This is a genomic window from Streptomyces sp. RLB3-17 (assembly GCF_007113425.2).
In the GTDB taxonomy this organism is placed as follows: domain Bacteria; phylum Actinomycetota; class Actinomycetes; order Streptomycetales; family Streptomycetaceae; genus Streptomyces; species Streptomyces mirabilis_D.
On record NZ_CP041610.2, the window covers coordinates 11,312,747 to 11,338,268 of the forward strand.

At 68.4% G+C, this 25,522-nt stretch carries 25 protein-coding genes and 3 pseudogenes; 16 read left to right on the forward strand and 12 right to left on the reverse strand.

Translation table 11 applies throughout. From position 1 onward, the window contains the following. Nucleotides 1-65 precede the first annotated feature (65 nt). From FNV62_RS50980 to FNV62_RS50995, 4 genes are all read left to right on the forward strand, one after another. Complete coding sequence (locus FNV62_RS50980; protein ID WP_143604720.1) at nucleotides 66-467, forward strand: DUF3592 domain-containing protein; 402 nt, start codon at nucleotides 66-68, stop codon at nucleotides 465-467. Between the two features lie 322 nt (nucleotides 468-789). After that, nucleotides 790-2,103 carry an IS607 family element RNA-guided endonuclease TnpB gene (tnpB, locus tag FNV62_RS50985; protein WP_143630204.1) on the forward strand — a complete coding sequence of 438 codons (1,314 nt, stop codon included), beginning with the start codon at nucleotides 790-792 and terminating at the stop codon, nucleotides 2,101-2,103. Nucleotides 2,104-2,364: 261 nt separating this feature from the next. Continuing rightward, on the forward strand, nucleotides 2,365-3,321 hold the full coding sequence (locus FNV62_RS50990) for a GlxA family transcriptional regulator (RefSeq protein ID WP_225900705.1): 957 nt from the start codon (nucleotides 2,365-2,367) through the stop codon (nucleotides 3,319-3,321). 70 nt (nucleotides 3,322-3,391) lie between these two features. Beyond that, a complete protein-coding gene (locus tag FNV62_RS50995) occupies nucleotides 3,392-3,982 on the forward strand; it encodes a carbonic anhydrase (protein ID WP_143630206.1) in 591 nt (196 codons plus the stop codon). Between the two features lie 64 nt (nucleotides 3,983-4,046). On the opposite strand, the gene FNV62_RS51000 is transcribed toward FNV62_RS50995, so the two are convergent. Further along, complete coding sequence (locus FNV62_RS51000) at nucleotides 4,047-4,481, reverse strand: hypothetical protein (RefSeq protein WP_313905100.1); 435 nt, start codon at nucleotides 4,479-4,481, stop codon at nucleotides 4,047-4,049. Nucleotides 4,482-4,861: 380 nt separating this feature from the next. On the opposite strand from FNV62_RS51000, the gene FNV62_RS51005 reads away from it, so the two are divergent. Beyond that, nucleotides 4,862-5,518, forward strand: a complete 657-nt coding sequence (locus FNV62_RS51005; protein ID WP_143630208.1) for a hypothetical protein — start codon at nucleotides 4,862-4,864, stop codon at nucleotides 5,516-5,518. A 196-nt stretch (nucleotides 5,519-5,714) separates the two neighbouring features. Beyond that, the gene (locus FNV62_RS51010) at nucleotides 5,715-6,095 is read left to right on the forward strand and encodes a tellurite resistance TerB family protein (protein ID WP_143630210.1); all 381 of its coding nucleotides are present in this window, start codon (nucleotides 5,715-5,717) and stop codon (nucleotides 6,093-6,095) included. A gap of 135 nt (nucleotides 6,096-6,230) precedes the next feature. On the opposite strand, the gene FNV62_RS51015 is transcribed toward FNV62_RS51010, so the two are convergent. Continuing rightward, nucleotides 6,231-7,163 (reverse strand): M56 family metallopeptidase, encoded by a 933-nt coding sequence (locus tag FNV62_RS51015; protein WP_143604725.1) that lies wholly within the window; start codon nucleotides 7,161-7,163, stop codon nucleotides 6,231-6,233. Nucleotides 7,164-7,170: 7 nt separating this feature from the next. After that, on the reverse strand, nucleotides 7,171-7,560 hold the full coding sequence (locus FNV62_RS51020) for a BlaI/MecI/CopY family transcriptional regulator (RefSeq protein ID WP_143604726.1): 390 nt from the start codon (nucleotides 7,558-7,560) through the stop codon (nucleotides 7,171-7,173). A 702-nt stretch (nucleotides 7,561-8,262) separates the two neighbouring features. Here FNV62_RS51020 and FNV62_RS51025 point away from each other — a divergent pair. The 3 genes from FNV62_RS51025 (at nucleotide 8,263) to FNV62_RS51035 (ending at nucleotide 10,191) form a co-directional block, all read left to right on the forward strand. Then, nucleotides 8,263-8,838 (forward strand): TerD family protein, encoded by a 576-nt coding sequence (locus tag FNV62_RS51025; RefSeq protein WP_060894503.1) that lies wholly within the window; start codon nucleotides 8,263-8,265, stop codon nucleotides 8,836-8,838. Between the two features lie 109 nt (nucleotides 8,839-8,947). Next, a complete protein-coding gene (locus FNV62_RS51030) occupies nucleotides 8,948-9,568 on the forward strand; it encodes a hypothetical protein (RefSeq protein WP_143604727.1) in 621 nt (206 codons plus the stop codon). Between the two features lie 41 nt (nucleotides 9,569-9,609). Next, nucleotides 9,610-10,191: a TerD family protein gene (locus tag FNV62_RS51035; RefSeq protein ID WP_143604728.1), complete on the forward strand. Its 582-nt coding sequence runs from the start codon at nucleotides 9,610-9,612 to the stop codon at nucleotides 10,189-10,191. A 35-nt stretch (nucleotides 10,192-10,226) separates the two neighbouring features. Here FNV62_RS51035 and FNV62_RS51040 read toward each other — a convergent pair whose 3' ends face one another. Beyond that, nucleotides 10,227-10,493 (reverse strand): GlsB/YeaQ/YmgE family stress response membrane protein, encoded by a 267-nt coding sequence (locus FNV62_RS51040; RefSeq protein WP_097282100.1) that lies wholly within the window; start codon nucleotides 10,491-10,493, stop codon nucleotides 10,227-10,229. Nucleotides 10,494-10,762: 269 nt separating this feature from the next. Between FNV62_RS51040 and FNV62_RS51045 the strand changes: the two genes are divergently transcribed. Continuing rightward, nucleotides 10,763-11,125 (forward strand): ArsR/SmtB family transcription factor, encoded by a 363-nt coding sequence (locus tag FNV62_RS51045; protein ID WP_143604729.1) that lies wholly within the window; start codon nucleotides 10,763-10,765, stop codon nucleotides 11,123-11,125. A gap of 141 nt (nucleotides 11,126-11,266) precedes the next feature. On the opposite strand, the gene FNV62_RS51050 is transcribed toward FNV62_RS51045, so the two are convergent. After that, entirely contained in the window at nucleotides 11,267-11,455 is a 189-nt protein-coding gene (locus tag FNV62_RS51050; RefSeq protein ID WP_164657678.1) for a hypothetical protein, read from the reverse strand. A gap of 435 nt (nucleotides 11,456-11,890) precedes the next feature. Further along, entirely contained in the window at nucleotides 11,891-12,322 is a 432-nt protein-coding gene (locus FNV62_RS51055) for a sec-independent translocase (RefSeq protein ID WP_143630212.1), read from the reverse strand. Between the two features lie 155 nt (nucleotides 12,323-12,477). Between FNV62_RS51055 and FNV62_RS51060 the strand changes: the two genes are divergently transcribed. After that, on the forward strand, nucleotides 12,478-13,053 hold the full coding sequence (locus FNV62_RS51060; protein ID WP_143604731.1) for a TerD family protein: 576 nt from the start codon (nucleotides 12,478-12,480) through the stop codon (nucleotides 13,051-13,053). Nucleotides 13,054-13,290: 237 nt separating this feature from the next. Beyond that, a pseudogene (locus FNV62_RS51065) lies at nucleotides 13,291-13,773 on the forward strand (transporter associated domain-containing protein); the annotation flags it as partial. 86 nt (nucleotides 13,774-13,859) lie between these two features. On the opposite strand, the gene FNV62_RS51070 reads toward FNV62_RS51065, so the two are convergent. Next, nucleotides 13,860-14,084, reverse strand: a complete 225-nt coding sequence (locus tag FNV62_RS51070; protein ID WP_079089155.1) for a twin-arginine translocase TatA/TatE family subunit — start codon at nucleotides 14,082-14,084, stop codon at nucleotides 13,860-13,862. A 161-nt stretch (nucleotides 14,085-14,245) separates the two neighbouring features. On the opposite strand from FNV62_RS51070, the gene FNV62_RS51075 reads away from it, so the two are divergent. Next, entirely contained in the window at nucleotides 14,246-15,175 is a 930-nt protein-coding gene (locus FNV62_RS51075; protein WP_143630214.1) for an ion transporter, read from the forward strand. An 824-nt stretch (nucleotides 15,176-15,999) separates the two neighbouring features. On the opposite strand, the gene FNV62_RS51080 is transcribed toward FNV62_RS51075, so the two are convergent. Then, a complete protein-coding gene (locus tag FNV62_RS51080) occupies nucleotides 16,000-17,427 on the reverse strand; it encodes an FtsW/RodA/SpoVE family cell cycle protein (protein ID WP_143604732.1) in 1,428 nt (475 codons plus the stop codon). 185 nt (nucleotides 17,428-17,612) lie between these two features. Here FNV62_RS51080 and FNV62_RS51085 point away from each other — a divergent pair, with 185 nt between their 5' ends. The 3 genes and pseudogenes from FNV62_RS51085 to FNV62_RS56525 all read left to right on the forward strand — a co-directional run bounded on the left by FNV62_RS51085 (nucleotide 17,613) and on the right by FNV62_RS56525 (nucleotide 19,691). Beyond that, nucleotides 17,613-18,455, forward strand: a complete 843-nt coding sequence (locus tag FNV62_RS51085; protein ID WP_413083926.1) for a hypothetical protein — start codon at nucleotides 17,613-17,615, stop codon at nucleotides 18,453-18,455. Between the two features lie 143 nt (nucleotides 18,456-18,598). Continuing rightward, nucleotides 18,599-19,252: pseudogene (locus FNV62_RS56520) on the forward strand (transposase domain-containing protein). Next, nucleotides 19,158-19,691 (forward strand): transposase, encoded by a 534-nt coding sequence (locus tag FNV62_RS56525; RefSeq protein WP_240361548.1) that lies wholly within the window; start codon nucleotides 19,158-19,160, stop codon nucleotides 19,689-19,691. Before FNV62_RS56520 ends, FNV62_RS56525 begins: the two are co-directional and overlap by 95 nt. Nucleotides 19,692-19,934: 243 nt before the next feature. Here FNV62_RS56525 and FNV62_RS51095 read toward each other — a convergent pair whose 3' ends face one another. The 4 genes and pseudogenes from FNV62_RS51095 to FNV62_RS51115 form a co-directional block, all read right to left on the reverse strand. Then, nucleotides 19,935-21,590: an IS1182 family transposase gene (locus FNV62_RS51095; protein WP_143611788.1), complete on the reverse strand. Its 1,656-nt coding sequence runs from the start codon at nucleotides 21,588-21,590 to the stop codon at nucleotides 19,935-19,937. Nucleotides 21,591-21,946: 356 nt separating this feature from the next. Continuing rightward, nucleotides 21,947-23,026: pseudogene (pknB, locus tag FNV62_RS51100) on the reverse strand (Stk1 family PASTA domain-containing Ser/Thr kinase); the annotation flags it as partial. A 1,080-nt stretch (nucleotides 23,027-24,106) separates the two neighbouring features. Beyond that, nucleotides 24,107-24,742 carry a CoA transferase subunit B gene (locus FNV62_RS51110; protein WP_143630215.1) on the reverse strand — a complete coding sequence of 212 codons (636 nt, stop codon included), beginning with the start codon at nucleotides 24,740-24,742 and terminating at the stop codon, nucleotides 24,107-24,109. Then, a complete protein-coding gene (locus FNV62_RS51115) occupies nucleotides 24,739-25,521 on the reverse strand; it encodes a CoA transferase subunit A (RefSeq protein WP_143630217.1) in 783 nt (260 codons plus the stop codon). The genes FNV62_RS51110 and FNV62_RS51115 overlap by 4 nt, the downstream gene beginning before the upstream one ends. Nucleotide 25,522: the final 1 nt, after the last annotated feature.

Here is a 25,522-nt window from a genome sequence, read left to right on the forward strand (position 1 = left end):
TGCCGCGTCCTCCTGATGCGCGGGCCGTGCCGGGCGGGCGCTGCGCGAGGGAGAGCAGGGGACGGATGGCGGGTGAAACGATCGGTATCGGGCTGGCCGTATTGGCGGGCCTGGCGAGTCTGTGGGCCGGTGCGCGGGAGGCACGGCTGCAGATGCGGCTGAGCCGCTACGGGCTCCACGCCGAGGGGGTGGTGGTGGACCAGGAGCATCGGCCGGGGGACGATAGTTCGACGCCCGTCATCGAGTTCACCGACCGGCAGGGCCGCCCCGTCAGGTTCCGGCCCGTCGCGACGGGGCTGGGGCTGGGGATGGCCCTCGGAACCCATATGCCGGTCGTCTACCTCCCCGAAAGGCCGGAAAGCGCAAGGGTATTCACCCGGAAGCACCGCCTATCTCTGATCGTCGGCCTGTTCGCCGGAGCCATGATCTTCCTCGGCGTCGCGGCTGGCTGCGTGCTCACGCGATGAGCTTGCTCTCCCTCCTCGTTCTCACTAACGGATCCACCGTCAGTCCCGTCAGGGGACCCGTCGGACACGCCCTAGCTAGGGACCCACTAGAATATAAAGGGCAATCCGCCTACTTCATACGCCCTCGCAGAGGCGAGTGATCGGCCATCGGCGAGCCGCAAGGGCACGAACAGCACGGGCCGTTTCGGAATCGGAAGGGGCCCACTCCATGGCGTCGACATGGGGGTTCTTAACTGCTGTGGGCTTCGTCATCGAATCTCAGCGTTTGTCAACTTCCGTTGATGGTCGGGGGGTTGTCGGTGGCGGCCGGTAGCCTGATCGGGTGATCGTCACGCATGCCTACCGGTTTGCACTGGACCCGACGCCTGGTCAGGCCAGGGCGCTGCTGCGGCATGCCGGTGCGGCCCGGGTGGCGTTCAACTGGGGTATCACGCAGGTGAAAGCGAACCTCGGGCAGCGGGAGGCGGAACGGTCCTACGGCATCGCCGAGGCCGGTCTGACGCCGTCGTTCGGCTGGTCGATGTATTCCATGCGCAAGGCCTGGAACGCAGCGAAGAGGGAGGTGGCGCCGTGGTGGGCGGAATGCTCGAAGGAGGCGTACGCCACCGGGCTGGATCAGCTCGCCCGGGCCTTGAAGAACTGGTCCGATTCCAGGCGCGGCAAGCGCAAGGGCCCGCGGATGGGCTTTCCTCGCTACAAGTCGAAGCGGAAGACCACGCCGTCGGTTCGGTTCACCACCGGCACGATCCGCTTGGAAGACGACCGCAGGCATGTCACGCTCCCGGTCCTGGGAACGATCAGGGCGCATGAGTCCACACGGAAGCTGCACCGCCGGATCGCGGCCGGCACGGCGGTGGTGAAGTCGGCGACCGTCCGCCGAGAGGCGGGCCGCTGGTTCGTGTCCTTCACCTGCGAAGTCGAGCGCGCCGACCGTACCCCGTCCCGAGCGGATACGGTGGTTGGCGTCGACCTGGGCATCAAGCACCTCGCGGTGTTCTCCGACGGCCGCCCGACCGCCGAGAACCCCAGACACTACGACAGCGCGCGCCGCAAGCTCGGCCGCCTGTCCCGCACGGCCGCCCGCCGGCTGGGCCCTGACCGGCGCACCGGGCAGCAGCCTTCGAAGCGTTGGCAGCGCGCGGATGCGGCCCGCAACCGGGTGCACTACCGCACCGCGAACCTGCGGCGGGACGCGCTCCACAAGCTCACCACCAGCCTGGCCCGCGAGTACGGCACGATCGTGGTGGAAGACCTCAACGTCTCGGGAATGCTCAGGAACCGCAGACTCGCCCGCGTCGTGGCCGACGCCGGGTTCGGCGAGATCCGGCGTCAACTCGCCTACAAAACCCGGTGGAACGGCGGAACGCTCGAAGTGGCGGACCGCTGGTTCCCCAGCAGCAAGACGTGTTCCGGATGCCAGGCAGTGACACCCAAACTGCCTCTCCGGATACGGATGTACGTATGCGAACACTGCGGACTCGTCCTCGACCGGGATGAGAACGCGGCACTGAACCTCGCCGCGCTCGTGAAGCGCCACGTCGCCGGGAGTGGCCCGGAGACAGAAAACGGACGTGGAGCCGACCGTAAGACCCCGTCCTGCGGGGCCGGTGGCATTGAAGCGTCTACCCCGCATTGATACCTCCTGGTATCGAGTGAGACGGGGACCTTCACCCAGCAATGGGCGAATCACTGAGATTCGCAGAAACTCGGTGAACGGTATCCGTGCCCTGGCTGGGCACGGCACCTGCCGCGGCGGTCTTGCACCGCTGCAGGTTGCGTCACGCTGGAGCATGGCGGTGCCGCAACCGTGCGATGTCGGAACGTGCATGTTTCGGAAGGGGATCGCGGTGTTGTCAGACCAGGTGGCCTCATGACATGGCCGCACCAGCGCCCACACGTGGTCGTCGCACTGGCGTTGCCGGGAGTCGTGGCATTCGATCTCGCGACCGCTGCTCAGGTCTTCGGGTTCCGCGACGAAGCTGCGCACTACTCGTTCACCGTGTGCGGGCTGCGACCGGGCCCGGTCCCCACCTCAACCGGCTTCGCCATCGACGCGGCGGCAGGCCTCGATGCCGTGGCAACAGCTGACACGGTGATCGTGTCCGGTTTCTACCCACCGGTAGAACCGGACGCCGCCGTGCGCGAGGCGCTGCGGTCTGCCCACGAACGTGGTGCACGCCTGGCTTCGGTATGTCTGGGCGCGTTCGCGCTGGCGGCCGCCGGTCTGCTCGATGGCCGCAGGGCAACTACCCACTGGCGCGAAGCCGACGAGTTCCGCCGACGCTGTCCGAGCGTGTGGCTCGACCCGGACGTACTGTTCGTCGACGGTGGCAGCATCCTGACCGGCGCGGGTCAATCCGGGAGCGTCGACTTCTACATCCACGTGGTCCGCTCGGACTTCGGGGCAGGCGTCGCCGATGCGGTGGCCCGCCGCATGGTCGTGGCCACCCACCGGTCAGGCGACCATGCCCAAGACCCGCGTAGGGATGCGCGCGACGACGACGCCGACCACCTCGCCCGGACCCTCGAATGGGCGATCCAGCGGATGCACCAGCCGCTGTCGCTGACCCACCTGGCCCGGCATGCGGGCATGCCCACACGCACGTTCTCCCGCCGCTTCCGCGAACGAACCCGCATGACACCGATGCGCTGGCTGTCCGCACAACGAGTGCTGGAGGCGCAACGGCTCCTCGAAACGACCGACCTACCGGTGGACCTCATCGCCGAGCGATGCGGGCTGGGTACCGCAGGCAATCTGCGCCTGCACATGTCGCGCGCACTGGGCACGACACCCACCGAATACCGCCGTACCCACCGCCGTATCCCGGACGGGCCCCCGGCACGACAGCGCTGATGGCGCGACTCTGACGACAGCTGGCCATATCCGCACGATCACGACCCCGCCAAGCTGCGACCTTGGGAATATGACCAACTTCGACAAGCTACTCGAGAACAACAAGCGTTTCGCGGCCACCGATTTCAGGGAACACCTGCCGGAGATCCCGTTCATCCCCAACCAGCAGGTCTATGTCTTGACCTGCATCGATCCTCGCGTCGACCCCGCAGCCACCCTCGGTCTGCGACTCGGAGACGCGATCGTGGCACGCACCGTCGGCGGCCGGGCAAACCAGTCGTTCCTCGACGATCTCGCGTGGATCAGCTACCTGCACGAGACTGTGACCCCCGACGCCGATTGGTTCGAATTGGCCGTCATCCACCACACCGACTGCGGGTCGGCCCTGATGGCTGACGACAAGCTGACGCGCGGCTTCCTCCAGCGCGGCTTCGAGGAGACGCCCCTGCGGGGCACCGCGGTCACCGATCCGGCCGTCACAGTTCCCATCGACGTCGACAGAATCGTGCATTCGCCGTCCGTCTCGGGCCGTATTCGAGTCTCGGGCTACAGCTATGACACCGCCACCGGTCGTCTCACCCTGGTCACGCCACCGAGATCCAGGGACCAATGGCCCGCCACCGCGCTGAGGTTGTCTGAGAAGCCCCGGTCGGAGCGGTGACTTGGTAGCTCGAAGAAGATCTCCCGGGTGGAGCGGATGCCTATGGGCATCCCTGGCCGCTTTATTACTGACCGCGGCTGGGGTGGTGGCCGTCGCGCCACCCCAGGCCGCCGCAGCGCCGGACGACCCCGCCCGCCCGTTCGCCAAAGTCCTGGGTCGGGTAGCCGCGTTCGTGCATCAAGGAGGTCACCAGGCGGTCCGCGTCGTGCACGGCGTCCTCTGGACGGTCCACGAACTCTTCCTGCGCGCTGGCCCAGTCCCGGGTGTACCGATCCCTGAAGGTGCTGTCCAGCGGCTTGATGTCCAGCGCGTCATGTCGCTTCTCGCGGGCCCTGAGCTCACGCTCGCCGGCCATGCGGCTGCCGGCATCCCCCATCGTTCGTTCATACTCCGGGCCGAAACGCTCACGCAGCTTCCGGCGGCGCATGAACATCGACGCCGCCACGGCCGCCACGGCGATCACTACCACGACGGCAATGATGACCGCCAGAAGTGTCAATTCGTGAGAGCGCCCGCAACGGCCAGCCGAGTGGCACGACGAACCCAGCGCCTCCACCCCGCTTGTTCATCGAGGTCATAGCGCGCTTGTGGCGTGATTGCGCTGCGTTGCGCCGGGGCGCGTGGGGCGGACGACGCGCGACATTCGGCGCGGCCAACATGGTTGCAGCGCCTGGCTGGTGGGTCGCCTGTTGGGAGGGAGAACGAGGAGCGGTTGGACGTGACCGAGAGCGCCCGGTACGTCGGCTGCATCAGGCTGCGAAACCTTTTAGAGGTTGCGCAATCCGGGAACCATTAGACTCGCCACCCTTCCACCTCAACCGCGTGCGGCCGGTCCGCACGGACGCGGACGCCGCAAGGCTTTCTTTCATCGGGGGATACATGCCGGATCCTGAGCCTTCAGGGGGCGAGAGCAGTGCCACTTTCGAGCGGTTTCTGGACCAGGCCCTGAACTCCCAGCAGGTCAGGGACGCTCTGGACCGCTGCGGCGGGGCACTCAACCGCGAACAGTTGCGCACCAAGGCGCTTGAGGCGCGTACCGCCATCGCCGCCGCCGTGGCCGTCGAGTATCAGGGCTATCGCGAAGCGAGGGCCGTTGCCACTGAGCGGGACGGCCGGCAGGACACCTCTGGTGCCGCGACGGCTGGCGCACGCGGCGGGGGCGGGCTTCTGCCGGTTCTAGCGGTGTTCGTGCCGAGCCTGGCGGGCGTCGCAGCGGCCCTTTTCCTGCTGTCCGGGTTCGGTCTGCGTGCTTTTGGTGGGCGCCCCTACATTGGCGAGGGTCTGATCACGGCAGGTCTGATCGCCGCCGCCGTGGCCGTCGGCGCGTTGATCGGTGATCTTGTCTGGTTGCTGATGGCGGCGGCACGCAACCGCCCCGTCGCTGAGCACGGACTGTCCGGTGGCGCTCATCCAGATGTGGACCAGGCGCGAGAGGTATGGGAACTGGCTCTGATGGAGCGCGGGATCCTGCCGTTCCTGTTGGGGCGTCTTGAGGAGGGCCAGGTGGGGGGAAGAGGTGGTCACGCCCCGCGTTAGCCCGCGCGGTGAGGTACGAGGCGTGCGGCTGTGTCCGCCCCGTCGTGGACCGGCGGAAGGACAGTCATCGAACGCGACGGCGGCCAAGTGCCCGACCTGATTGGAGACTTCACCGGGCGACATGTGCCGACAGAGACGCGGGGCGGGCCCGTTTGCGCTGGTATTTTCTACAATGCTGTAGAAAAGAGTTGGCTGCCTGGTTCGCTCTCGAACGCGACGTGGGCGGCCCGTAGCTGTCGGAGTCGGCAATGCGGCTGCCGACGGGAAGATCGACCCGTCCGAGCGGCAGCGCGTCGCGCAGCTGATCTTCAGCAATGAGGTGCTGCAGAACTTCCCCGCCGAGGACCTCCAGCGCCGTTTCGATGACAACCTGAACAAGCTGACCGCCGACTTCGACTTCGGCAAGGTCAGCGTGCTCCAGGAAATCGCCAAGACGAAGAAGAAGCCCGCCGAGGCACGCGCGGTCATCCAGATCGTCATCGGCGGCGCCGACGGCGACTTCGACGCCACGGAGCGCGCCGTGGTCCGCGACGCCTGCTTCGCCCTGGGGCTGCCGCCGCACGAGTTCGACCTGTGATCACTCGAACTTTCTGAGGCGATCATCGCGGTGGCCGACAGGGGCACCCTTGTCGGCCACAGCGATGTGAGGCTGGAATCTGGAGAGCGACGACGGGTGCTTGGTGGCCTGTGGTGCCGGCCCGTGGGCGTCGAGCTACAGCGGGGTAGCCGCACGCAGGAGCAGTGCCAGTGTGATCGCCGAGTTCGCCGAGAACAGCGCAGACAAGGTGGCGCCCCCTGTTGCGGTCCAAAGTGCCAGGCCCACGGTGGTGAAGGCAGGTGGCCAGGCGTGCACCGTGGGTGGCGGGCCGAGCAGGGCCGCGACCCGGCGCGGGAGAGGGCCAGGTGCGGCGAGGGACGCGAGCGTCGCTGGCGAGGCGCCGCCCGAGACGAGGGCGGCCTTGCCGATCGCGCGGGCGACGGCCTTGCGGCTGCCGATGGCCTCGGCTGCCTGCTCGTCCGCCCATCGCTCGACCATGTAGGTCACCGCTGAGCGCAGGGGCCACAGGAACGGGTTGGTGCAGGCAGCCAGTTGCACGGTCAGGAGGTGGCGGTGGTGCCGGGCGGAGAGGTGGGTGCGCTCATGGGCGAACAGGGCCCGGCGCTCCGGAGAGGTGAGGCAGGCGAGCATGCCGGTGGAGACCACGATCCGGTCGCGCGGCCCGCCGGGGAGTGCATAGGCGTACGGCTCGCTGTCGGGCAGCACCGCCACTCCTGTGCGCGGCAGGCCCGAGAGCGCCTCGTGGGCGCGCCGCCGTACCCGACAGTGACGAAGCAAGGCCCGGCCGCAACTCACGACGACCGCGATCAGTGCGGGAATCGCGGCCTTCCCGGCGATCTCGTGGCGTGGCACGCTCCGGCGCACCTCAGGATCCGACCAGCCGTCCGGCAGCGGGTTTCCGGGCAGTTGCGCGGTGCCGACCACCATCAGCAGTGCCAGGCACAGCGTGCTGCACAGAGCCATGACACCGGCCACGCCGGTCAGCAGCACCGTGGCGGTACGTGGATGCAGACGCTGCTCGGCCAGGCGCGCGATAGGCCACGCGGTCAATGGCAGCACGAGCGGCAGAAAGACGAAGACACCCATGACTGCTTCAGGCCTCCGGCTCGTTGTCCGCCTGGTCCAGCAGTTCGCGCAGCAGTTGCCCGTCGTCGATCGGCAGAGTGGTGATGAAGCTCGCGAGCACTGCTCTTCGGTCGTGTCCACCGTCCAGCACGCGGTGCATCTTCAGTGCGGCGAGTCCCGCCTCGTCCGCGGTGGGCGTCCACACGAACGACCGGCCCTCCCGTCTGCGGGTGACGGCCTTCTTGACCAGCAGCCGGGCCAGGACCGTCATCACGGTCGTGTACGCGAGATCGGCGGCCAGATGCTCCTGGACCCAGCCCGCGGTCACCGGCCCTTCAGCGGTATGCAGCGCCGAGAGGACCTGTGTCTCCAACTCGCCCTGTGCTCTGCGCTGACGACGCAGAGGGGATTCCGCCACCCTCGATTTCCCTCCCGCATCGACCCCACTTCGCTCCGCGCGTACGTGCGCCTCACATCGTATAGAGCCGTGACCGCAGTTTCTCTTCACCGATCGCGGCGCGCGAGCGGCAGACCCGCTGTCCGGTATCGACTGCGGGCCGGCTCCGATTTCGGCAGGTGCCGCAACGGCCGGAGGCCGGCCAGCCACCGGGGTCCGGCAGCGCGCAGGGGCCGTCCGTCGGCCGCCGGTAGGGGCGCGCGGAGCCGTGCCGGCACGGCTTGCCGGTTCGCGTGCCCCTCCAACACTTTGCGCGTGCACGGAACGGCGAGGGCGTCGGCGGGTCCGGACCACAGAAAGGCGCGCCCTCCTCGCTCGCGGAGCGCCATTCTCTTGGCGTGGAGCCGGGGCAGCGCGGTCAGCGACGGTGTGGGCGAGATCGCCGCTGAGCATCTCCCGCACACGGGCTGTCGGTACCGGCCGACGGGTGGCATGAAGGACCCCCTGTATCTGAGCCTCCAACTCGCCCGGAGCGCGGCGATGCCGTGTCTGGCGTCTCGTCACATTCCGCTCATCCCAGGCCCTTTGTTCGCCTGCGGTGGCGCGTGGCGCATTCGGTGGAGTCGGCTCGCGCCGTCCTCTCGTTGATTTCTACAGTGTTGTAGATTCTAGCTCGGATCCTTTCCCGGATCTGAGCCGACCGCATGCGTGGAGGGATGGATCATGGGTGTTTCCCTGGCCAAGGGCGGCAACGTGTCGCTGAGCAAGGAAGCGCCGGGCCTGAGCGCGGTGCTGGTGGGACTGGGCTGGGACGTGCGCACGACGACCGGCGCCGACTTCGACCTCGACGCGTCCGCGCTGCTGCTGAACGAGTCGGGCAAGGTCGTCTCCGATCAGCACTTCGTCTTCTACAACAACTTGAAGAGCCCGGACGGTTCGGTGGAGCACACCGGCGACAACCTGACGGGTGAAGGTGAGGGCGACGACGAGAGCGTCAAGGTGAACCTTGCCGCCGTACCGATGGATGTCACCAGGATCGTCTTCCCGGTCTCCATCCACGATGCCGAGAACCGCGGGCAGAGCTTCGGGCAGGTGCGCAACGCGTTCATCCGCGTCGCCAACCAGGCCGGCGGCGCCGAACTCGCCCGTTACGACCTGTCCGAGGATGCCTCGACGGAGACCGCGATGGTCTTCGGTGAGCTGTATCGCAACGGCGCGGAGTGGAAGTTCCGTGCCGTGGGTCAGGGTTACGCATCGGGGCTTTCCGGGATCGCCGCCGACTTCGGCGTCAATGTCTGACAACGGCCAGCGCCCGTGAACAGGGTGGGGGTCGCGCCCCGGCCCTCACCCGCCCGTACGGTGAGCCGGTCGTCCGGACTGTGCCCGCCGAGTCCGCCAGGGAGACCGTGTGACCAACACCCCCGGCCTTCGTCCGGAGGACCGAGCGGACTTCGAGTCGGTGCTGCGTCTGGCGCTTGGCCTCGTCGACATCCGCTCTGCGGTGCGCCACGAACCCACGGTCAGGACCTCCACGAGCCTGTACGCCCGTGCACTGGCCGCGGCCGAGGAGATCACGGCCGCCGCCAGTGACGAGTACCGCGATCACCTCGCCGTGCGGAAAGCCGCAGAGCGCCTAAAAGGCTTGCGGAGTAAGAGATTTCCGACCGTTGACGGTGCTTTGTGGCCCGCCCTCGTCGTGCTCACGCCCCTGGTGGCCGGCGCGGCCGCGGCCGTCCTACTGCTCATCGGATATGGACTCCACCTGGCCGATGCGGAGCCGGAGTTCGCCGCTTCGGTCACCACTGCCGGGTGGGTGCTCGCCCTCACCGCGGTGGTGACCGCACTCGTCGGCCTCCGTCCTCCGCTGCGTACGGCCGTCCGCCGGCGCAGTGACCGAGGGCTCGACGGCCAGGGACCTGAGGGCGGAGACGCTGTGGAGGGGGCCCGGGAGAAGTGGCGGCAGGCCCTCCTGGAGCGGGGTGTGCTGCCCTACCTGCGGAGCCACCTGCCCGAATCCCTCGCCCCATAGATCGCACCCCGAACAACCAGCTACAGAAAGCGAGATGACGCATGTCGGTCAACCTGAGCAAGGGCCAGCAGGTCAGCCTGAGCAAGTCCGATGGCAGCGCACTGAGTTCCGTACGCATGGGGCTGGGCTGGCGGGCCGCTCCCCGCAAGGGCTTCCTGGCCAAGCTGACCGGGCCGCGCGATATCGATCTGGACGCCTCGGCCCTGCTCTTCGCCGGCCGTCAGTTGTCCGACGTCGTCTTCTTCCAGCACCTGGTCAGCGACGACGGATCCGTCCGACACACCGGGGACAACCTCACGGGTGGTGCGGGCGCCGGTGACGACGAGACCATTCTCGTCGACCTTGCCCGCGTGCCCGCGCACGTCGACCAGATCGTCTTCACCGTCAACTCCTTCACCGGCCAGACGTTCGCCGAGGTGGAAAACGCCTTCTGCCGACTGGTCGACGAAACCACCGGCACCGAACTGGCGCGCTACACCCTCAGCGGCGGCGGTACCCATACGGCGCAGATCATGGCCAAGTTCCACCGCAAGGGTGGTTCCTGGCAGTTGCAGGCCCTCGGCGAGCCCGCGGCCGGCCGGACGTTCCAGGACCTGCTGCCCGCCATCAGCGCTCACCTGTAGCCCGACTGTCGAGGGCCGGAAGCCGTAGTAGCCGGTCAGTCCCGCGAGTTGCCGAACAGGATGCGGTACCCGATGAGCAGGACGAGGGAGCCGCCGATGGCCGCGCCCCAGGTGGTCAGGTCGAAGAACTGCTTCTCCACGGGGCGGTCGAAGAACCGGGCTGAGATCCAGCCGCCCACGAAGGCGCCCGCGACACCGATGAGCGTCGTACCGATGAAACCGCCCGGATCGCGGCCGGGCAGCAGGATCTTGGCAATCGCTCCCGCGAGAAGCCCGAGGATGATCCAGCCGATGATGCCCATGTCGTCGTCTCCTTGTCGGCCGTGCCTTCTGTTGCTCAATTGCGCAAACTGCAGATGCCCAGTGGACGCGCTGCCAGGCGCCTGTGGTTGCACGGGAAGATCATCTTTTTGCTGTCCCCGGTTATCCGCAACAGCCCCAGGGCGCCCGTTCTGTCGGACGGCCGGCACGGGGCGGCCATCCCGGAGAAGCACGGCTGCCCGGGGCTCGACGCATAGACTGGGCCGCCACAGGCGCGGGGACGGTGACCCGGGCGGGACGGGAGAGGGCCGTGGCGGCAGACGTAGGTGGCTTCGAGGACCCGCCCGCCGGGGTACTGGCTGAGGCCGCCGCCGCGTTCGGGCTGCTGGCGTCCTCGGCCCGGCTGCACATCATGTGGGTCCTGGCACAGGGCGAGAGTGATGTCACCCACCTCACGGACCGGGTGGGCGGGTCCCTGCCCGCGGTCAGCCAGCATCTGACGAAACTCAAACTCGCCGGTCTCGTCCGGGCCCGCCGCGAAGGCCGACGTCAGGTCTACTACGTCGATGACCCCGATGTCGTGACCGTAGTCCGGCTGATGGTCGGCCAGCTGGCCGCACGTGCGGAGGAATCGTCCGCACCGGTACGCCGACTTCGCGAGATCGGTGCCTGAGACCGCGACGGCAGGATATTGAGCTCACCGAACTCGCCTGCCGTACCACTGTCTTCGCCCGCTGCATGCCGGAGCGCAAGGCCCGGATCACTACCGCCCTGCGCGTCGGCGGGCGCACGACCGGTTTCCTGGGCGACGGCGTCAACGACGTGTCTCACGGGCGAGGCACTGCCGGGCGGATGGTGCTGTTCTGAAGACGTGCGCGGCGAAGACCGTCAGCCGTTGCAGACCGGGCAGGGCGGGGAAGCCGGTGAGCTGGACGCCGTAGCGGATCCCGCCTACCGCACCGTGTCCGTACCGGAGCAGAGCGGCAGGTTGAGCTTCCGTCACGCTTCTCGCTGAGGGCGGTGAGAAGGAAGACGAGGCCGATGGCTCCTGCGAACGGCAGGGTGCCGACGGGGCCCTCGTAGGGCAGAGACTCGATGACGTAGAACAGAGATCCCGCCGAGACCCCGGGGATGATGGGATGCCGTGCGGCCCAGCGGAGGGTGTTCACGTCGAAGTCGCGGCGGTAGATGTACAGCGCCGCTGCGCGCACACCACCCGACGGTGTGTCCAATTCGCAGGAGTACGTCACCTGGATCACCTGCGGCCGGTCGGTGACCCGCGTCTTGAGCCCGCCTGCGGGGCCCGTCGAGCACTGCTGCTTCCAACCCGGCCTGGCCGCCTGTGTCATGAGACACTTTACAGATTGCGCAACCTTTGAATTAATGTGAAGTGAATCACGGCGGCATGTGACCCGCGAATCCTTGGCGAATCGAGGCGTCACGTGGCATCGGGATCGAACGATGCGCGTGCGGCCGAATCGGCCCCCGCATCCTTTGTCAGGTTCACGTGCGCTGGTGCGGCCGTATCTGCCTCGGAGGTGTCCGCTGCCTCGCGCACCGCGTCGGACACCTCCGCGAGCTCTTTCCTCGGGTCGAGGGCGCTGCGGATCTCGTCGAGGCCGAGGTCGTCGCCGTCCAGCACGTGCTTGCGCACGAACGTCTTCGGGTGCAGGTCCTCAAACTCGAAGTCCTTGAACTGCGGGCCCAGTTCGGAGCGGATCTCCTGTTTCGCGTTCTCGGAGAACTCGCGGAACTTGCGGATGAACGCCGTCACGTTCTGGATGACTTCCGGCAACTTGTCCGGCCCAAACAGAAGGACTGCGAGAACTGCCAGCGTCACCAGTTCCAATGGCCCCACATCGGAGAACATCTGCGCTCCTCGCCTTCGCGGCTACGCGGCCGGTGGTCGCCGGGGCGCTCCCGGCATCAACACTTTAGATGTTGCGCAAACATCGGGACCATGGCGGTAGGCTCGGCGTGGGATTCAGAGACCGTACAGACAGCCCAGAGCCGGGAGGACGAACCGTGGGAGTTTCCCTGTCCAAGGGCGGCAACGTGTCGCTCAGCAAGGAGGCGCCCGGCCTGACCGCGGTGCTGGTGGGCCTGGGTTGGGACGTCCGCACCACCACTGGTGCGGACTACGACCTGGACGCATCCGCCCTGCTGTGCAGCGAAGCCGGCAAGGTGCTCTCCGACCAGCACTTCGTCTTCTACAACAACCTGAAGAGCCCGGACGGCTCGGTCGAGCACACCGGAGACAACCTCACCGGCGAGGGCGAAGGGGACGACGAGTCCATCAAGGTCAATCTGACCGCCGTGCCTGCCGAAGTCGCCAAGATCGTCTTTCCGGTGTCCATCCATGAGGCGGACACGCGCGGGCAGAGTTTCGGACAGGTGCGCAACGCGTTCATCCGCGTGGTGAATCAGGCGGGCGGCCAGGAGATCGCCCGCTACGACCTGTCCGAGGACGCCTCGTCGGAGACCGCGATGGTCTTCGGCGAGTTGTACCGGCACGGCGGTGAGTGGAAGTTCCGTGCCGTCGGCCAGGGCTACGCCTCCGGTCTGCGCGGTATCGCCTCCGACTTCGGCGTCAACGTCTGACGTTGCCCACAGCCCCCCGCCGTCCGCGGCCCCCCCCGTAAGCGGGCGGCGGGGCTTCACTCCTCCGGGCGCGACCCGCGCGACGCGTCTACCAGCGAGGCTTCATGCCACTGGAAGCGGGTGGCGGGTGGCGGGTGAGCCTGGCATGCGCGGCAGTCGCCTTGCCTGCGCAACCCACATGAGGCGCGCTCCGGTCTGCCAGGGCCACCAACGCGATCGCCGGACACTTGGCATTGGCTCGGCGATCACCCCGACGACAACACGGGCGTGCTGGGCGTGGGTGAACTGATGCGGCTGCCCGCCGACCGCCTTACGCAGCTGAAGGCGGGCGCGGTCGCTCGGCGTCTGTTGCTGCTGCCGGACACGCTGCCTCTTCCGAACGCGGTCGAGCGGGTGCGGGAACAGGACGATGAGTTCGCCGTGGTCCTGGACGAGCACGGCGGCGTGGCAGGCATCGTCACCTATGAGGACATCGCCGAGGAACTGGTGGGCGACATCGGCGACGAGAGTGACAGCGTCACCGAGTTGGCCGTCGCGGACGGGGACGGCTGGCCGGTGGATGCCGGGCGTCGTCTCGACGAGGTGGCCGAAGTCACGGGCATCGTGCTGCCCGAGGAGGACGACTACGACACGGTGGCCGGCCTGACCGTCGACCGGCTGGGATGCTTCCCCGCCATCGGCGACCGTGTCACCGTCGAACTGCCGGACGGCGGCGTAGCAACCAGGTTCGCATCGAGCGTTCCGGTTTCCGCCGGGCGTTCGGCGCGCTCCGTACGGCCCCCGATCGATGCGCCCGGCAGCAGTCGTCAGGAGCGCGGGGACGGCTCGTTGCGTTCGACGGCGGTGCCGGAGACCACGTGCTCTGAGCCGGACGCCGCGCCGGGGGAGTCCTGCTCTTTGAGTGCCTTGGCCTCGCTCTTGAAGATCCGGGCCGCCTTGCCTGCCGAACGCGTCAGCTCGGGCAGCTTTTTGATCCCGAGGACCACGATGACGACGACGAGGATCACGGCCAGTTCGCTCAGCCCGAACATCAGGTCTCTCCCAGGGGTGGGCAGGGGCCGATATGGCGTACCGGCTACGCATCTCTATCTACAGTGCTGTAGAAGTCTCTCCCAGGGCATGATCGCTCAACAAGCCTGCGTTCCGGCCTGGTTGGCCGGGAACAGTGTGCTGCGCGGAGGAACAGAGCAGGATGACGGACGTAACGGCCGAGATGAAGTCCGCAGGTGAGGTCCTGACGCGGCGGTGTCGTACGGTCACGGAGGCACGGTGGTTCGCCGTCACCGTCTTCGCCCTGATTCTCACCAATGCCGCACTGCTCGGTGTCGAGACGTACACCGGACTGGTGGAGGACTGGCACGGCTGGTTACGCCTGGCCGAACACGCCTGCGTCGCGGCCTTCACCGTGGAGATCCTGCTGAGGATCGCCGCGCACGCCGACCGTCCGAAGGACTTCTTCCGCGACCCGTGGAACCTCTTCGACCTCGCCGTGGTCCTGAGCGCGTTCCTGCCCGTCGTCCGCGAGAACACCACCGTGCTGCGGCTGTTGCGGCTGGCTCGCGTGCTGCGCACCGCCCGCTTCCTGCCGCAGCTGCGGATCGTGCTGGTCGCGGTCGGTCGCAGCCTCCCCGGCACGCTGAGCTTCCTCCTCGTCGGTGCGCTGCTGCTTTACGTCTACGCGATGGTGGGCTGGGTCTTCTTCGCCCGCTACGACCCGGAGCACTACGGCTCCATCGGTCGCTCCGTCCTCACCCTCTTCCTCCTCATGACCTTGGACGGCATCGGCGACGCCGTCCATGCCGGCCTGGAGATCTCGCGCTGGAGCATCGTCTACTACGCCTCCTACGTCCTGCTCGCCTCCTTCGTCCTCGTCAATGTCCTCATCGGCGTCGTCATCACCTCGCTGGATGAAGCGCGCGAGATGGAGGCGGACGAAGCCGAGGAGATTTCGGCCGGCGCGGCCCTCGCGGGTGCAACCGACGCTCCTGAGCACGAACTGCGCGTTCATATCGCCAAGGCGAGACAGGCCCTCGACGAGCTGGAGGAGAGCCTTGAACGACTCCCCGCGTCTCACCCAAGCGCAGCCGAAGCGAATGTGCCGTCCCCTTGCGGACGCAGCTGAGATGGACGGACTCGGCAGACGACCCTCGTCGGCTGGTCGCTGCGTTCGTCGGCGCGGGCATCGCGGAGCGTTCGGCGCCGCCGGCCCCGAAGGCGCCGACTGGATCGAGCCGACCGTCCGGATCGGTCCGGCGGCACTGGGCGCTGCCGAGCTGGGTGGCGGCCGCGGCCGGCCTCTCACCGGCGCTCGTGACACGGCACTTCGGCCAGGAACCATACGAGGACCGGAGCAGCGCGGAGTGTGCGTGTAATGCACCACTGACCATCGTCGACAGTGGACCTCAGGATTCACAGGTCCGTGACCGGACCGGGGTCGGATGTCGACGAACCGCTGGCGACGGAGCGTTGGCTTCGAGTGGTCGGCAAGCTCCGGGTGATGGAGTCAGTACCGACCCGGCCTCATCGACGGCCTCATCCCCAAGACCCGCCTCGACCTTCAACCGCCGTAACCTCAGCTATTGAAGGTCTCTAGCCGCCTTGTGGACTATTGGAATAGTCGAGGGACGGGTGGCCGCGAACGAGCCGTGCGTTCGCGGCCACCACGGGCGTCGTACGCGTCTCGGCCGCCCGCGCTGTGGCCCGGCTGGTGCTGCTGCTGGGCTTCGTGGTCAGCCGGATGACCGTGCTGCGCCTGGTGATGGCGCTGCCGGAGCTGGTCTGGGCGGTGCCGCGGGTGCTGGGTGTGGACCCGCCTGGCACTATCCGGGGAAGGTGTTCCGGAAGGAGAGCCGTCGTGGGAAGAGTTCTTCTACAGCGCCTGGCTCGCCTACGCGGGAGAGCCTGATCATCAGCGGCTCCGCTCTTTCGCCGAGGGGGATGAGAGGCTCACGGCCGTACGAACTGCGTCTCAGCGGCGCTGACATCGGCGGCCGGGGCTGGCGGGGGCCGCCGGGCCGTGTCGCTGACCTTGATCAGGACGCCGACCAGCAGCCAGTTGGCGGCCATGGACGAGCCGCCCTGGGCGAGGAACGGCAGGGCCTTGCCGGTGAGCGGGATGAGTCCGGTGACCCCGCCCACGACGACGAAGACCTGGAGGACGAGCGCCGAGGCCAGGCCGCCGGCGAGCAACTTGCCGAACGGGTCGGTGACCGTCAGGGCCGTCCGCAGGCCGCGTTCGGCGAGCAACGCGTAGAGCAGGATGACGAGCGTCACCCCTACCAGGCCGAGTTCCTCGCCGACCGTGGTGAGGATGAAGTCGCTGCGCCCGGCGAAGCCGATGAGTTCCGGGTGGCCCTCGCCGAGGCCGGTCCCGAGGATGCCGCCCGAGCCGAAGCTGAACAGGGCCTGGGCGGCCTGGTCCGAGATCAACCCCGGCGGGCGCTTGTCGGGCGGGAGGAAGATGTCCATCGGGTGCAGCCAGGCGACGACACGGCCGTGGACGTGAGGTTCGAAGGAACCGACGACGAAGGCGCCGACGGCGAACATCGCGACGCCGAACACCACCCAGCTGGTCCGCTCGGTGGCGACGTACAGCATGATCACGAACAGGCCGAAGAAGATCAGCGAGGTGCCGAGGTCGCGCTCGAAGACCAGGACGAGCAGGCTCAGGATCCACACGGCCGCGACCGGGCCGAGTTGCCGCCCGCGCGGCAGGTACATGCCCATGAGCCGCCGTCCGGCGAGGGCGAGGGCGTCCCTGCGCAGCGTCAGGTATCCGGCGAAGAACACCACGATGATGATCTTCACGAACTCGCCGGGCTGGAAGGACAGCGGCCCGATGAAGATCCACCGCTTGGCGCCGTAGACGTCACCGGGATAGAAGGCCGGCGCCATCAGCAGGACCAGGCCCATGGTGATCGTGACGTACGGATAGCGCTGGAGCCTGCGGTGGTCCCTGAGCAGGGCCACCGCCGCGGCGAACACCATCACGGCGATGGCGCACCACATCAGCTGCCCGGACGCCGCGGCCGTCGCGTGATGGTAGTGGGCCGCGTAGGCGAGGTCGAGCCGGTGGATGAGGACGAGCCCCAGACCGCTGAGCAGGGTGGCCAGCGGCAGGATCAGCGGATCGGCGTGCGGCGCGAACCGGCGTATGACGACGTGGCACACCAGGGGCAGTACGGCCGCTGCCACGCACGTCGTCGCCATGCCGGCCGGTAGCTTTCCGGTGAGGGCGAGGGCTGTCTCGGCGTAGCCGAACACGCAGATGAGGATCGCGCCGAGCAGCAGGGCCAGTTCCAGTCCCCGGTCGCTCAGGCGCCCCGACCGGCCCGCCCCCACGCCCAGTTTCGCCGGTCCACGCCGACCAGTCATGCCTTCCCCCTCGTTCGGGTCCACCGCCTCGGATCCCGCTCAGGGACACGGCCAACAGAGTTATATGGTTGCGCAACAATGCAACTGAACTCTAGCCGAGGCCAGGTAAGAGGAGGGTCGACGTGACGGCACGCGGGACTGGGCGCCGCAGGGCGTGGGCGGTGGTGATCGGGGTGGGCGTGGTCATGGCGCTCGTGAGCTATCTCGCCGTCCGCTTCCTCCGCCCGGCGACTCCCGATGAATGCACGGCCCACGGCCCACACGGCACGACCGTCACGCTCGACCCGGACCAGGCGTCCCATGCCGCGACCATCGCGGCCGTGGCCCACGCCCGCGGTCTGCCGGAACGGGCCGTCACCATCGCCCTGGCGACCGCGATCCAGGAGTCCAAACTCCGCAATCTCACGTACGGGGACCGGGACTCCCTCGGCCTGTTCCAGCAGCGCCCGTCCCAGGGCTGGGGCAGCCCCGCACAGATCAGCGACCCCGTCTACACGTCGGGCAGGTTCTTCGACGCGCTGGTCAAGGTGCCGGACTACCGCGGCCTGCCGGTCACCGTCGCCGCGCAGCAGGTCCAGCACAGCGGCTACCCACAGGCATACGCCCAGCACGAGGCCGTGGCGGCGACACTGGCCGACGTGCTGACGGGGCGGGAGGGGCCGGCACTGAGCTGCACGGTGAGCGGGGCCAATCCAACTCCCTCCGACGCAGGGAGCGGTGCGGCGGGCGCCGCGAGCGAGGCCGGTGACGGTGGCGGTGTCGCGGCAGCCGTCCGGCGGGAGTTCGGCGGCGCGCCGGCCGCCCTGCCCACGACCGACGGCGGCAGCGTCAGCTACCCGATCCCGACCGATCAGCCTTCCACGGGCTGGTCCCTCGCCCTGTGGCTGGTCTGCCACGCCACCGAACTGCACGCCACATCCGTGACGTTCGACGGCCGGCGCTGGAGCAGCACCGCCTCGGACCGGGGCTGGACGCACACCACACCCGATCCCGGGCGGACCGGGACGCTGGCGGTGGCGCTGGGCTAAGGCCAATGCCGTTGCGTTAGCTGGTCGGCGTACGCTGCTGTGCAGTGCTTCCGGGGGTGGTTCGGGTGTCTGCAGATGTCGGTGAGTTATCGGGGTTGAGCCTGCTGACCTGGGTGTGTCCGCCGGGTTTGGTGGATCGTGTGGTGGCCGCCTGTGGTCGTTCGGAGCATCGCAGACGCCTGCTGCCGGCCCGGCTGGTGGTGTAGTTCGTGCTCGCACTGGCCCTGTTCTCACCGGCGCCGTATTTGGAAGTGATGCGGCACTTGGTCGAGGGCCTGCGAGGCCGGGGACTGCTGGGCGAGTGGCACATCCCGGCGAAGTCGTCGCTGTTCAGGGCCCGTCAGCGGCTGGGATCGGAGCCGCTACGGGTGCTGTTTGCCACGACCGCCAAGCCGATGGGCACCCAGGCTGCTCCGGGCTGCTTCTGGCGCGGACTGCGGCTGCTGGCGGTGGATGCCACCTGCTGGGACGTGGCCGACAGCCCGGCGAACGAGGCCGCCTTCGGCCGTCCCGGAAACAGCAGCGGCCACGACAAGTCCTGCTTTCCGCAGGTCCGGATGGCCTGCCTGATCGAGGTGGGCACCCACCTCGTGCTGGACGCGGAACTGGCCGGCTGCCGCACTGGCGAAGTCACCCTGGTCAACCGATTGCCGATCCTGCGGACCCGGTCAACTCATCCTGGCCGACCGGGAGTTCTTGGGCGTGCCGTTGTGGCGGGCCTTCACCAGCAGCGGTGCCGATCTGTTGTGGCGGGTGCCCGCCAACCGGGTCCTGCCCGTCGACCGGATGCTGCGTGATGGATCGTGGCTTTCGCGCATCCACGCCGCCGGCGACCGCACTCACACCGATCCGGTCACGGTGCGGGTGGTGGCTTACCAGCTGCACGGCACCGGCCGGGCGGCCGAGGACTACCGGCTGGTGACCACCCTGAGCGATGCCCGCCGCTATCCCGCCCGCCAGCTGGCCGCGCTCTACCAAGAGCGCTGGGAAGCAGAAGCCGTCTTTGCCGAGCTCAAGACCCATCAACGCGGGGGCCGCACGGTGCTGAGCAGCAAGACCCCCGACGGTGTCGTGCAGCAGATCTGGGCCCACCTGCTCGTCCACCACGCACTGCGTGAGCTGATGGCCAGAACCGCCGCCACCCGGGGCCTGGACGCCGACCGGATCTCCTTCACCGAAACTCTGCGCTCCGCCCGGCGCAGCGTGACCGTCACGCCGGGCAGTTTTTCCCCCTGAGCTGCTGGTCAGAACCCTCGTCCTGCTCCAGCATGACCTGCTCGAACGCCTCCTGCCGCACAGACGCCTGCGCAGCCAGCCCCGCGTCATCAAGCGCAAGATGTCCAACTACCGGCTCAAACGGGCCGAACACCACACCTGGCCCCAACCCACCCACACCGGCACCCGAGCAGTCCGCATCCAACGGCCCCACCCCGCGACTGCATAAAGCAACGGCATGACTCTGTTGGTGATCTTCAGGAGTCATCCGGCGGCTGCGGTGCAGAGGGTGTGGAATCGGCTTGATCGTGTGCGTCCACGGGGTGTTTCGGCGATCCAGTCGGCGGTGCGGGTGAGGTTGCAGGCTATGGCGGTGAGTACGTGCTGGACGTGCGTCTTGGCGAGCCCTCGATAGCGGGTGCGGCGTAGGCCGTTGCTCCGGACGGTCTGGGAGAGCGTCGCCTCGATGCCGGCGCGGATGGCATAGCGTCGTTGCCATTGCTCGGTCTGCTGGTCGAGGCGGTTTTGGACCTGGATCTCGTGCAGCGGCCGTGGGAGCAGGGCGATCGAGCGGGGCCTGGTGGCCGAGGCGGTGCACGGGTGGCGGTCCGGGCAGGCCAGGCAGTCGGCCTTGGCGAAGCGGAACTGGAGGTATTCGTGGCCCTTGATGCGGAGCGTCCTCGCCGGGGTGCTGGTCTTTCCGCGGGGGCACGTTGCCTGCCGTAGATCCCAGTCGATCGTGAAGGCGGACTTTCCGAAGCCCTCGCCGCTCTTGGCCTGCTGGCTGTGGTCGGCGACGATCGGGCCGAGCAGCGTGATCCCATGGGTCTGCTGGGCGCGTTGGACGCGGGCCGGGGTGATGTAGGCGGCATCGACCACGTGCTCGGCCGGGACCAGGGCGGCCTGGGCCAGGTCGTCGTGGATCTGCTCGGTGAGCTGGCCGTCCTGGACCGGGGCGATCGTGGTGGCCACGTGCACCACGATCTCGGGCCGCTGTTCCTCGCAGGTCTCGGTGTAGTGCACGCGGTAGCCGCTCCACTCGGTGCCGTTCTTGGTGCAGTAGTGCGCGTCGGTGTCGTAGGGGGAATCGAAGCGCAGGCTCGCCGGTGGCAGCGCGTGCCCGTCGCGCCAGCGGAGCTGTCCTTGTTCGTCCCAGTAGTAGTGGTGAACCCACACCTGCCGCAGAACCTCCACCTGGGGCAGAGTTCGCAGCCGGCCCGGTGCGTCGGGGGACCACAGGGCGGCCAGCACCTTCTGCCCGTCCCGTCCGAAAGTCTCCGCCCGCGCGATCACGGCCTCCGGTCCACCGGGCACCTTCCTGATCTCGATCTTCCGCCCGTACCGCTTGTCCCACTCGGGTTCGATCAGTGGCTGCAGCCACTCCGGCGCGATCTCAGCCAGTCCCTCAAGGGCGGCCCGCAGACTCTCCCCGGCCAGCTCCAGGCGGCTGAGCCGTCGCACGGCGGCCAGGACATACGTCGCATCGGTACGCTGCCGCCCGCCAGCCCTCAGCAATCCCGCCTCGGTCAACCGCTTGAGCATCACACGCAACATCCGGTCCGCCGCGTCGCCTTGCACCAGGCGGGCTCGGAAATCGCTCAGCAGCGAGTAGTCGAACCCGGTGTCCTCCAACTCCAGCCCCAGGGCGTACTTCCAGTCGATCCGAGTGCGCACCGCCTGAGCAGCCGCCCGGTCCGACAGGTCCTCGGCGAACTGGAGCACCGACACCAGCGCGAGCTGCCCCGGCGAGAACCCCGGCCGCCCATCAGCGGGATAGAGATCCACGAACTCCTCGTCCTCGAACAGCACATCGAGGCGATCCCGCACCAGCATCGCGGGGGTTCCCTTCGGGCACGCCGCCCACGCCGTGCGCACCGTCCGCGCCGGAATCCGCTGGTAGTCCCTCGGCTGCAACGACATCAGGCCCGCCCCGACCTCGGCACCACCCCGCTGCCTCCACTGAAGCACCGACCGAAGCGACTGTCAGCACTCGCCGAAGATCACCAACAGAGTCACGGCATTGGGATTAGCGCACTTCAGCTCAGTTCTCCGGGTGCAGGCATAACCCTTCCGGTCTCGCAGATCAACTCCGCCAGCCCAGGCCAGAGCGGGGTGGAGGCGGTCACCTGTGGGTGTCGCCTTTCGCCGCCGGTCGGCCTCGCACGGCCCAGGGGCGGCCCGGTGCGGTACTCGGTCGGAGCCTCGTGGCGCTGTCAGTGCCAGTGGTTACGACCGGCGGGACAAAGCGCTCTTTCAGACTAAAACTGCTTGCCCAGCCACTTGCCGATGAGGATCGCGCTGACGAGCAGCAGCACACCGGCCACGACCAGCAGGATCGTCGACGTGTTGTTGTTCTTCTTCTGCCGGCGGCGGTCCGGGCGCTGGTCGTAGCGGTTCATCGGCGGCAGCATCGTGGTCGCGCCGGCGCCGGAGTCCGTGCGCAGAGCCGTCGTCGGCTGATCGCCGGGGTAGCCGCCGTAGCCGACGGAGCCCATGGCCGCTGAGGCGGCGACCGGCCGGCCGTCGAGGCAGGCCTCGATGTCGGAACGCATCTCGTCGGCGGACTGATAGCGGTAGTCCGGGTCCTTGACCAGCGCCCGCATCACGATCGCGTCCATCTCGGGCGTGATCTCGGGGTTGAAGACGCTCGGCGGCTGCGGCTCCTCGCGTACGTGCTGGTAGGCCACCGCGACCGGGGAGTCGCCCACGAAGGGCGGACGTACGGTCAGCAGCTCGTAGAGGAGGCAACCGGTCGAATAGAGGTCCGAGCGCGCGTCGACCTGCTCGCCCTTCGCCTGCTCCGGGGAGAGGTACTGGGCGGTGCCGATGACCGCGGCGGTCTGCGTCATCGTCATGCCGGAGTCACCCATGGCGCGGGCGATGCCGAAGTCCATGACCTTGACCTGGCCGTTGCGCGTCAGCATGACGTTCGCGGGCTTGATGTCGCGGTGGACGATTCCGGCGCGGTGGGAGTACTCCAGGCCCTGGAGGATGCCGATGGTCATCTCCATGGACCGCTCCGGCAGCAGCTTGCGGCCGCTGTGAAGAAGCGTGCGGAACGTCGACCCGTCGACGTACTCCATCACGATGTACGGGATCGAGACCCCGTCGATGTGGTCCTCGCCCGTGTCGTGCACCGCGACGATCGTGGGATGGTTGAGCGAGGCGGCCGACTGGGCCTCCCGGCGAAACCGGGCCTGGAAGGACGGATCGCGTGCGAGGTCCGCGCGCAGCGTCTTCACCGCCACGGAGCGGCCGAGCCTGGTGTCGTGCGCCAGGTAGACCTCTGCCATGCCGCCACGGCCGAGCACATGGCCCAGCTCGTACCGGCCGCCGAGGCGACGCGGCTCTTCCATAGCTTTCCTACCAGCCCTCTCCGTCGGTCCCGACCACACCCGCGTGTGGTCCGGCGGTGTGCTGTTCGGGCATACGGTACCCGGCTCGCTGTGCGGGGCCGCGGCGGATGGCGTTGATGCCGAGGTATTTGGATCTAGACCGGCACTCAGTCGTACACCCTTGTTTCAGGTCGCCCGAAGCCAAACGTCGCAATCAGACCTGATTAGGCATCAGTGATCCTGCAGCCCCACGGCGGTGCGCCTAGCGGAGCGCCCACGACGGGCTCGGCCACAGCGCGGCAGCAGCCAGCTCCCCCTCAGCCGATTTCTCTGGGGTGGTCCGCTCACGCTCCCACATCCGTGACGGTGGCGGTACGACGCTCGGCCCCGCCAGTCTTTTCCGCCCGGAGACATCGCCTGGCCCGGACGCCACCCCTCCCGCAGCTGGCCTGATCGACAGCACTACCACTATGGCCGCAGACGGCCGCGCTCGTGCCACGTAAGCCGCTCAGCGATGCCGCCGTGTCCGCCTTCCGGGCTGTGCAGGCTTTCTCGTGCTTGCCCGCTGCACGCAGCGCGCCGCCGGGCGCGGCCAGCCGGGGCGGAGACAGGAGGCAGGCCGCGCCGTCGAGGCGGCGCGCGCCCGCGCTGTGCGCAGGAGCTTGACCGAGGCGGGGGCGACCGCCAGGCCAACCGCGCGCTGCACACCATCGTGCTGGTTCGCATGCGTCACGACCCACGCACCCGCGACTACGTCGCACCCTCGAAGGGCTCAAGACGAAGGACATCTTGAGATGCCTCGAGCGCTTCATCGCGCGCGAGGTCTACCGCCACCTCACCAGCGCCTTCAGTGGCGCACCATCGACATCTCCAACCGCTTGACGATCTATAGGAGTCGACCGTTCACCTGCGGTGATGCCCCGCCGGCGTGAAAATCGATACAGGGGCTGTTCGCCGACGCCGCTTGATGCTTGGGCTGTGAGTCCGCATAGGGCGTGGGACCGGAATACGAGCGAAACGTGCCACACACCAGCGTCCGGGTAGGTCACAGGCGAGGCCCGTTATTGGCCCGGCTGTGCGCCGCGGCCAGGTCAGTGTGCCTCAGGTGGCGGTGTGCAGCTTCGCGGCAGTGGCCGCCGTGATGGCCTCGGGCGTGACGCCGGGGGCGGCCTCGACGAGGAGCAGGCCGCTGTCGGTGACGTCGATGACGCCGAGGTCGGTGATGACGCGGTGGACGCAGGCCCTGCCGGTGAGGGGCAGGGTGCACTCGTCGAGGATCTTGGGGCTGCCGTCCTTGGCGGTGTGGTCCATGAGGACGATGACACGGCGGGCGCCGTGGACGAGGTCCATCGCACCGCCCATGCCCTTGACCATCTTGCCGGGGATCATCCAGTTGGCGAGGTCGCCGGTCGCGGAGACCTGCATCGCGCCGAGGACGGCGGTGTCGATGTGGCCGCCCCGGATCATGCCGAAGGAGAGCGCGGAGTCGAAGAAGGAGGCGCCGGGGAGGACGGTGACGGTCTCCTTGCCCGCGTTGATGAGGTCGGGGTCGACCTCGTGCTCGCGGGGGTACGGACCGGTGCCGAGGATGCCGTTCTCGGAGTGCAGGACGACGTGCACTCCGGGTGGGAGGTGGCCGGGGATGAGAGTGGGCAGGCCGATGCCGAGGTTGACGTAACTGCCGTCGCTCAGCTCGGCGGCGGCGCGGGCGGCCATCTGGTCGCGGGTCCAGCTCATGTGCGTACGGTCCCTCGTGTCGAAGACGCGGAGATTCGAAGGTGCTCGATGTGCTTGTCGGCAGCCTGGGCGGGGGCGAGGGCCACGACCCGCTGGACGAAGATGCCGGGGACGTGGATCGTGTCGGGGCCGAGGGCGCCCGGCTCGACGAGTTCCTCGACCTCGGCGATGGTGATCCGGCCCGCCATGGCGGCCAGCGGGTTGAAGTTGTCGGCGGCCTTGTTGAAGACCAGGTTGCCGTGGGTGTCGCCGCGCCACGCGTGGACGAGGGCGTAGTCGGTGGTGATGCCGTGTTCGAGGACGTGGTCGCGACCGGCGAAGGTGCGGGACTCCTTCGCCGGAGAGGCGACGGCGATGCTGCCGTCTGCCGCGTGGTGCCAGGGCAGACCGCCGTCGGCGACCTGTGTGCCCACGCCCGCCGGGGTGTAGAAGGCCGGGATGCCGGCGCCGCCGGCTCGCAGCCGCTCGGCGAGGGTGCCCTGCGGGACGAGCTCGACCTCCAGTTCACCGCTGAGGTACTGGCGGGCGAACTCCTTGTTCTCCCCGACGTAGCTGCCCGTCACACGGCTGACGCGGCCCTCGGCGAGGAGAACGCCCAGCCCCCGGCCGTCGACACCGCAGTTGTTGGAGACGACCTTCAGGCCGGTGGCGCCCTGGGCGTGCAGGGCGTCGATGAGGGTGGCCGGTATGCCGGACAGGCCGAAGCCGCCGACTGCCAGCGAGGCCCCGTCGGGGATGTCGGCGACCGCCGCGGCGGCGCTCGCGCTCACCTTGTTCACG